This window comes from [Borrelia] turdi (genome assembly GCF_030439285.2).
Taxonomy (GTDB): Bacteria; Spirochaetota; Spirochaetia; order Borreliales; family Borreliaceae; genus Borreliella; species Borreliella turdi.
This window is the reverse complement of sequence record NZ_CP124015.1, coordinates 19790-28643: the sequence shown is the minus strand read 5'-3', so window position 1 is coordinate 28643 and position 8854 is coordinate 19790. Positions and strand designations below refer to the sequence as shown.

The 8854-nt window shown below is 25.8% G+C and carries 8 protein-coding genes; 5 read left to right on the top strand and 3 right to left on the bottom strand.

What is annotated here, in order from left to right; all coding sequences use genetic code 11:
- Positions 1 to 45 precede the first annotated feature (45 nt).
- Together QIA31_RS00145 and QIA31_RS00140 are read right to left on the bottom strand one after the other, a co-directional pair.
- Positions 46 to 1674 (bottom strand): PTS transporter subunit EIIC, encoded by a 1629-nt coding sequence (locus QIA31_RS00145; protein ID WP_301393513.1) that lies wholly within the window; start codon positions 1672 to 1674, stop codon positions 46 to 48.
- Between the two features lie 334 nt (positions 1675 to 2008).
- The gene (locus QIA31_RS00140; RefSeq protein ID WP_301393511.1) at positions 2009 to 3253 is read right to left on the bottom strand and encodes an ankyrin repeat domain-containing protein; all 1245 of its coding nucleotides are present in this window, start codon (positions 3251 to 3253) and stop codon (positions 2009 to 2011) included.
- A 100-nt stretch (positions 3254 to 3353) separates the two neighbouring features.
- Between QIA31_RS00140 and QIA31_RS00135 the strand changes: the two genes are divergently transcribed.
- Complete coding sequence (locus tag QIA31_RS00135; RefSeq protein ID WP_301393509.1) at positions 3354 to 3905, top strand: hypothetical protein; 552 nt, start codon at positions 3354 to 3356, stop codon at positions 3903 to 3905.
- Between the two features lie 9 nt (positions 3906 to 3914).
- On the opposite strand, the gene QIA31_RS00130 is transcribed toward QIA31_RS00135, so the two are convergent.
- A complete protein-coding gene (locus QIA31_RS00130) occupies positions 3915 to 4610 on the bottom strand; it encodes an ImmA/IrrE family metallo-endopeptidase (RefSeq protein WP_151073918.1) in 696 nt (231 codons plus the stop codon).
- Between the two features lie 46 nt (positions 4611 to 4656).
- Here QIA31_RS00130 and QIA31_RS00125 point away from each other — a divergent pair, with 46 nt between their 5' ends.
- The 4 genes from QIA31_RS00125 (at position 4657) to QIA31_RS00110 (ending at position 8539) form a co-directional block, all read left to right on the top strand.
- Positions 4657 to 5169 carry a hypothetical protein gene (locus QIA31_RS00125; RefSeq protein ID WP_301393506.1) on the top strand — a complete coding sequence of 171 codons (513 nt, stop codon included), beginning with the start codon at positions 4657 to 4659 and terminating at the stop codon, positions 5167 to 5169.
- Entirely contained in the window at positions 5144 to 5650 is a 507-nt protein-coding gene (locus QIA31_RS00120; RefSeq protein WP_301393504.1) for a hypothetical protein, read from the top strand. Before QIA31_RS00125 ends, QIA31_RS00120 begins: the two co-directional genes overlap by 26 nt.
- A gap of 70 nt (positions 5651 to 5720) precedes the next feature.
- The gene (locus QIA31_RS00115; RefSeq protein WP_301393502.1) at positions 5721 to 7076 is read left to right on the top strand and encodes an NCS2 family permease; all 1356 of its coding nucleotides are present in this window, start codon (positions 5721 to 5723) and stop codon (positions 7074 to 7076) included.
- Between the two features lie 107 nt (positions 7077 to 7183).
- The gene (locus QIA31_RS00110; protein WP_301393500.1) at positions 7184 to 8539 is read left to right on the top strand and encodes an NCS2 family permease; all 1356 of its coding nucleotides are present in this window, start codon (positions 7184 to 7186) and stop codon (positions 8537 to 8539) included.
- Positions 8540 to 8854 lie beyond the last annotated feature (315 nt).

Genomic DNA, 8854 nt, shown 5'->3' with positions numbered 1-8854 from the left:
ATTTTTCTATTGGATTAGCTGTTTTTATATTATAAGTTAAAGCTTTCACATAAGCTTGTCGATTTCCATTTTTATGTTATCGGACAATCCTCCAAATACAATTTGGACACTATTTCCTTTTTTTAACATTCCACTAGCACCTAAATTTTTGAAATAGGCATCTGATTTGATGAATTCTATTTGTTTTAAATTAACTCTTAGTCTTGATGCACATGCGTCAATGTATGTAATATTATCTTTTCCCCCAAGACCTTCTAATACCTTTGTAGCAGTTTCTGATAAATTTGTTTTTTCTGAACTTATTTTATCTTTTTCCATTTCTTCATCTTCTCTTCCTATTGTTTTGAAATTGAATTTCATAATTGCAAATTTAAATACAAAGTAAAATCCAATAAAGTAGAAGATTCCTAAAATAGGAATTGCTATCCAATTTGTTTTGCTATTTCCCTGAAGTATTCCAAATAGAAACATATCTATAAATCCTCCAGAAAATGTTAGTCCAACTCCCACGTTTAAAAGGTGCGTTAAAAGATATGCCAATCCAAAAAGAGGAACATATATAAGGTAATAAAGCGCTGGTGCTGCAAAAAGGAATGCAAATTCAAGAGGCTCTGTAATTCCTGTTAACATTGACGTAAAGCTAGCAGATAGTAATAATGAAGCTACATTTTTTTGATTTTCAGGTTTTGATGTGTGATACATAGCAAGCGCAGCCCCAGGTAATCCAAAAATCATAACAACAAATTCTCCGCTAAAAAATCTTGTTCCTTTTGCAACTTCAAAGTGTACAGTATTTGGATCTGCAAGTTGTTTGAAGAATATGTTTTGTGCCCCTGATATTAGTTCTCCATTTATTTCCAATGTTCCACCAACAGCTGTTTGCCAAAATGGTAAATAAAATATATGGTGAAGTCCAAACGGAATTAAAGATCTTTTTATTGCCCCATATGCAAATGTTCCAAAAAGTCCAGATTGTTCTACAATGTTTCCAAATGAAGTCATTGCAGTTTGGACAAAAGGCCAAGTAAATGTTAAAAATATTCCTACTACAAACATTGTTATTGTGGTTACGATTGGTACAAATCTTGTGCCTCCAAAAAATGCTAAGAATGTGGGTAATTGAATATTATAAAATCTGTTATGAAGAAAGACAGCAAAAAATCCCGCTATCATCCCCCCCATTACGCTCATTTGAAGAGAAAATATTCCAAGCACATTTGTATATTCCTGACTTTTTGCAGTTGCAGCTGCTTCAGGCATTCCTAATTCTAATAGTGCTTTTAAGCTTACGCTTTCTGGTGTTATTCCTTGTATGTACAAGATTCCATTTATAGTTTGATGCATAACTAAAAAGCCTACTACCCCTGCTAAAGCAGCTGTTCCTTTTTCTACTTTGGCAAGTCCGATTGGAATTGCTGCTGCAAACATTAAAGGTAAGTTAGCAAAAATTACTTCTCCTGTATATTTCATAAGATAAAGTATTGAGTTTGCTAGAGTTCCTTTCCCAAGTGCTGCTTCTAATCCATAAGCCTGAATCATTGTGTCGTTAGTAAATGCTCCTCCGATTCCCAATAAAATTCCAGCTGCTGGTAAAAGTGCTATAGGAAGCATAAAAGCTTTTCCTATTTTTTGCAATACTGTAAATATAGATATAGATGCGGATGATGTTGACATAATTTTCCCCTTTTTATTAAATCCAAATTAATTAATTAAAATAATTAATTTGAATAATACGCTTAATATCTTAACAAGATTTTTTAATCTTGTAAATATTGGCACTGAATAATTAATAATATATTAAAAATTGCTGTTTGTAAAATTTTATATTTCTAAAAAGAGCTAAAGATTATTTTCAATTTAATCTCGTATATCATTATTACTAAAGTTCAGGTTTAACCTTTTTTCTTCATTGAATTATTACAAATTAATTAGGGTTTTAGTAAATTGAATCAATTTAGTTTAGAATGCTATTGTCATGCTAATTACTGATTTAATTAGCATGACAAAATTAAATGTTAATTAAATATTTATAGATTTCACTAGTTTTATTAGAGTAATCTATAGGGAGTTTGTTGTCGCTATCTCTGATATTTGGATTAGCGCCTTTTTTAATAAGTGATTTAATAAATTCTAAATCATATTTTTGAATTATGGCATTATGAAGAGCTGTTTGAGAACTTTGATTTTTTAAATTAATATTAAATTCTTTTGTGATTAAATAATTTATGATATTTTTTGCTTTTACATTTATGGCATAAGTAAATATTGGATGGCCGTTAGAAAATATTGTATTTAATGAGAAAATATTATTATTTTTTGCTAAAAATTCTTTAAAATCATTAAGTTTATCATTTTCAACTAAATGTTGTAGTTGCTTTTTTTTTTCAATGTATAAGCCATATTCTTTTTTAATTTTTATTGCTTTAAGAAAATTGTTGTTATTCTCTTGCAAGTCTATGTAATAAGGGCTAATCTCTATATTATTGTTATAATATTTTATAGGAATGATAGTATTGCTTTCATTAAGATAATAAACATTTATTATTTCCTTGAAGTGTGTATTTTTATTTTCTGGGATTATATCAAATCTAACTTTGTAGTTTTCAAATTCTCTAAAGGGAATTAAATTATAATTTTGATCGTAAAACAGTAATTCCGTTATTTGTCCATTTGTATTTTTTATAACAGGAATAATATTCCCATGCTTATCAATACTTATTTCTGTATTTTCTCCATTTAAAATGGGTAATTTATATTTATTATAAATAGGATTAATATTTTCTTTTATTTGTTCTAATTTTTTTTTAATTTCTGAATTTGTTGCTTTGACATAATTTTTATAATTTGTTTGAATTTCATAAGAACTTTTGCCAATGTTTTTAGAGTATTTCTCAAAACTAGCATTAAACACCGTATATATTGGATCAAATTTTGACATCAATTCCATTCTTATTGGTACTGGAAAATTTAGTAGGTATTTTTGAAAAAATTGTTCATTTATTTTATGTATTTCAAGAAATTCTTTTTCAAAAATATTAAAATTTTCTAATAACTGTTTTTCAGTATAGTAATAAGATAAGTTTGAACTAATAATAAAAAGAATAAAAAAAGTTAAATAATATAAAAAGTATAAATTTTTTAATTTATCCCTGATCTTGTTTCGTAAGTTTTTATTAAAAATCGTAAAAGATAAAAATCCAATAACAAGGTATCCAAAATATAGAAATATCTTGCTTAACGCATAAGAGCTCATTATACATCCTTTTAAAGTTTATTTTTATATTATATCAAAATATTTATGTATTTTATTTACTTTACTTTATTTTACTAAAAGCATACAATTTAAACATTAAATGAAGAAGTTTTTAATTTCTATTTATTTTTTATTTCTTTATGGGTGTTCAACAATTTCTTTGGTTACAATACCAGAAAAAGATGAAATAAATTTAGCCGTTTTAACATCTTTGATGAATTATCCTGATTTGAAAATTTCAAATTTCAAAATCAAAGACTATGAACATTTGCATCGTTTATCTGATTTTGAAAGTTTAAATGATATAAAAAATAGTGTTTATATTTACATTGATGAATCTAATTTTAATAGTAATATTAATTTTATTAAAGAACTTTTTATTTATAATAAGAAATTATATAGTATCCTTATTGCTTATAGCTCAACCCAAGGCGCATCTTTTAAAGCAGAAGTTTTATCTTATCTTGAAAGACAAAAAATTATGAAAAATTTTTCATTAAAAATCAATTTCCCAACTACTAAGAAATTTATGAATAATAAGTATTGGATTGTAATTGCAAAAACTCATTTAGATTCTCTTATTAAAAGTAAATATTATTTGGCCTTAGCTAATGTAAAGATGGAATATATACTCAAAAAGTTCTCAATTTAAAAAGGCTTTTTATTCTAGATCTTCAAATATTTTTTTAATTCTTTCTTTTTTTTCAAGTTCGTATTTTTCCAAATCAAGAGCTATTGATTCTTTAATTCTATCTGTATTATGGAGGCAAATCTTAGCTTCTACTTTATGTTTTGTATTTTTAATTTTTAAAAGGTTTTTATTCTTTTTTATTTTTTCTATTTTGCTAAGTTCATTAAGTATGCTTAATTTTAAATAAATTGTATTTTGGGTTACTTGAAATTCTTTTGCTATTGTTTTTTGAGGGTACTCTTTAGATTTATATTGAGATAATTTTAATTTTAATGTGGTTGTTGGAATTAAAATGTTTGTTGCAAATATATTAGCTTCTGTTATCATTTGACTATCTTTAATATCATTATAATGGTTTTCATTTTTAGCTAGATTTTTGATTTGATCTTGATGCATCAAATAATGTCCTAAGTGTTTTGCTATTGTAAATCTTTTATTTTCAAGACTCATGTTTTCATTTATATACAAAGATTTTTCATTTAATTGAATATATCCTGAAAAATCTTTATGTTTATCTTGAAAACTTATTTCAAAAATTTTAAGATCTTCTTCCATAGCAATTTTTATTATAGGAACCGGAATAAGTAATATTTTATGTTTTAATATTATATAATCTGAATAGACTTTGGAATTTTCAATATAAGCACCGAAGTTATTTTTATTCATTTAATATAAATACTCTCCTTTTTGTATTGTATAATATAAGTTAATTATGAAATATAGTTTTTCTTTGATTTTAATGGTTTTTATTTATTCTTCTTGCAAGGTTTTAAATATTGCTGAAGATTTAGAAAAGAATTTTGAAAAAATTGAAAGAGCAGATTATTTTCTTTATTTTTATCCAGATAGTCAAATCTACATTAAAAAAGATAAATCTAATGATAAATTTACTGTTTTTTTAAATGTTATGTTAGATTCAAATTTAAATTTTACTAAAGGATATTTAAAATTAATTCAAGACAATAAATATATTGGAAGCATAGCTATTTCTAAGGTAGTTAGCATCGGAAATTTTAAATTTTTATACATTAACCTTAATAAAGACAATTTTACTCTTATGTCAAAAGCTTTAACCCCTTATAAAAAGCTAGTATTTTTGTTTAACGATGATTCTTTTCAAGTTTGGACTAAAGAGACTTTGCAATATGATCCAAGATTTATTGATGTTAATTTCAAAAATACAAAAAATACTTTAGAATATGCATTTAAAAATAAAATTCTATAAAAATCTTCACATATCATTGACTGTCTTTAAATTTTTTAAAAAATATTTATTATTTTTTAATCTAATATTATTAATATTGTCTTGTTCTACAATCTATTTTGACGGTATTCCCGAATTAAAAAAAGATTCCAAATATATTAAATTAATTCAAGAGAATAATAAAATTTCTTTAAGACATTATTTTACTGTTTCTAATAAGTGGAATTTAAGATACAAAGAACCTTTATTTTTAAAAGTTGGAAATGATATAACTGCCATATTTTTATTTAATCATCACAAGCTAATTGATCATCAATATCTTCAAACCTTTTTTAGTGTTGGAAAAGATATTTCTTTAAAAGCTTATTTAAAGCTTATTAAAGCCAGAAAATTTGTTATTACAAATAGTTCTGAAAGGGTTATTAAAACTATTGTATTCTCAAATTTACCCGACAGCGAAAATATTCTTTTTCAGAATAATATGATTAATAAAATTCAATAGCTTATTAAAAAAATTAGAGAATTAATGGTTATTATTAAAGATAGTTTTAAACAATAAAAAGGAAAGTTTTATGGGGAAATATGTAAAAAGTTTATTTTTTCAATTTAAAAACAGTGATATTAACTACAAAAAGGAAATTTTTGCAGGCATTACTACTTTTTTAAGTATGTCATACATTATAGCTGTTAACCCGGCAATACTATCTAAAACGGGTATGCCGATTGGTGCACTAGTCACCGCAACCTGCCTAACAGCAGCATTCTCTACAATATTAATGGCTCTTTATACTAATACCCCTTTAGCATTAGCTTCTGGAATGAGTTTAAATGCATTTTTTGCATATTCTGTAGTAATTGGCATGAATATTCCTTGGCAAGTTGCATTGGCCGCTGTTTTTATTGAAGGACTAATTTTTATTTTTCTATCCTTTTTAAGAGTAAGAGAGCAAATTATAAATTCTATTCCAATAAATCTAAAATACTCTATTACAGTTGGAATCGGGCTTTTTATTGCTTTTATTGGGTTTGTCAATGGCGGCATCATCATTAAAAATGATGCTACATTAGTTGGAATTGGAGCATTCATTGATTTTAAAGTTTTATTTACATTTTTAGGATTATTTTTTATTGTAATTTTTGAACAATTAAATATTAGAGGAAGCATACTTTGGGCAATTAGTATAGTTACTGCCACAGCATGGACATATGCAACATTTAACCTAGAAGGTGCTAAATCTATTGGAATACATCTTCCCAATGGGGTTTTAAAATTTGAATCTATTAGGCCAATATTTAATCAATTAGATTTTTCTTATGTTTTGAGTGAGCATTTTTGGACTTTTATATCAATAGTTTTTATTTTCTTGTTCAACGATTTGTTTGATACTGTGGGTATTTTAATAAGTGTTACAACAAAAGGTGGTATGTTAGATAAAAACGGAAAAATTCCTAATGCAAAAAAAATTTTATTAGTAGATGGAATTGCTACTACTTTTGGATCAGTAATGGGAGTTTCTACTGTTACTACTTATATTGAAAGTTTTACTGGAATTGCTGAGGGTGGCAAAACGGGTTTTACTTCAATTGTAACTGGATTATTATTTTTAGTTGCAGTGTTTTTTGCTCCTCTTTTTATTGCTGTTCCTGCTAGTGCAACTGCTGCAGCTTTAATATATGTAGGATTTTCAATGTGTAGAGAAATAATAAAAATTGATTTCTTTAATATTAGAGAAAATATTTCTAGCTTTTTAGTATTTTTTTTGATTCCCCTAACTTATAGCATTTCTTCAGGATTTTTTGTTGGAGCAATATTTTATATTTTATTAAATTTATCATTTAATCTTTTTAGTAAAGAAAAGACTAAGATTTCTCCTATAATGTTAATATTGTGCTTAATTTTTATTATTAAATTTATTTATGGCTATTAATGTTTTCATAAAATTTAATTTATCACCGTATTTTATTAGTAGGCAAAATCTAATAAATGGTGACGGTTTTATTTTTGATATAAAATAAAATTTGAGGAGGAATTGTAATGAATCAATCCAAAGAAACATTATTATTTCAATTTAAAAATAACACCATCGATTATAAAAAAGAAATTATTGCCGGTATTACCACCTTTTTGAGTATGGCATACATAATAGCTGTTAATCCAGCAATATTATCTAGCACAGGTATGCCAATTGGGGCATTAGTTACTGCAACTTGTTTAACATCAGCATTTTCTAGTATATTAATGGGACTTTATACTAATACGCCTATTGCACTAGCACCAGGCATGGGTCTTAATGCATTTTTCGCATTTTCTGTAGTAATTGGAATGAATATTCCTTGGCAAGTTGCATTAGCTGCTGTTTTTGTTGAAGGATTGATTTTTATTGTATTATCTCTATCAAGGGCTCGAGAAAGTATTGCAAATTCCATCCCGGTAAATTTAAAATACTCTATTACAGTTGGAATAGGTCTTTTTATTGCTTTTATTGGGTTTGTCAATGGGGGAATCATCATTAAAAATGATGCCACATTGGTTGGAATAGGAACATTCATTGACTTGAAAGTTTTATTTACATTTTTAGGATTATTTTTTATTGTAATTTTTGAACAATTAAATATTAGAGGAAGTATACTTTGGACAATTTGTTCAGTTACCGCTATAGCTTGGATATATGCAATCTTTAATCCAGAAAACGCAGTTGCTGCTGGAATACGTTTCCCAGACGGAATTTTAAGGTTTGAATCTATTAAGCCAATATTTAATCAGTTGGATTTTTCCTACATATTAAGTAAACATTTTTGGAGCTTTATTACAATTGTATTGATATTACTGTTTAACGATTTATTTGACACTTTGGGTACTTTAATAGCAGTAGCAGCAAAAGGTAATATGTTGGATAAAAATGGAAAAATTCCTAATGTCGGCAAAATATTTTTAATTGATGCCATTGCTACTACTGTTGGAGCAATAATGGGAGTTTCGACTGTAACAGCATACATTGAAAGTTGCACAGGAATAGAAGAAGGTGGCAAAACTGGACTTACAACAATAGTAACAGGGGTAATGTTTTTTATTGCAATATTCCTTTCGCCATTATTTATTGCCGTTCCTGCTAGTGCAACTGCTGCAGCACTAATATATGTGGGATTTTCAATGTGCAAAGAAATAATAAAAATTAATTTTTCTAATATAAGAGAAAATATTTCTAGTTTTTTAATACTTTTTTTAATTCCCTTGACATATAATATCTCTTCAGGAATAAGCATTGGAATAATATTTTATGTTTTAATAAATATAATACTTAATTTGCTAGAAAATAAAAAAAATAAAATCTCTCCAATAATGATAATGCTGTGTATAATTTTTATTACTAAATTTATTTATGGTTATTAATTGATTTGCTATTTATAAAAAAAATTTAAAAATTTGTAATTTGAAATAAAATAAATTTCAAATCATAAAAAAAAATTATCGTCAAAATATTCCGCTTATTGTTAACTTTATAAAATCCATCCTCACAAGATAAACCTTAAGAAACTACTTTATTATCTTTAAAGCCCTAGCAAAACTTTTTAAGCCTTTAAAAAATCAAAATTTGTAATTTATAAATCAAACTGCCATCCTCCAATTTTTTATATTTAGACTACTTAATTTCAATTTATTACCAGCTTTTGAAATAAGCTTTCTTTTAAAGAACTTAAAGTTAAA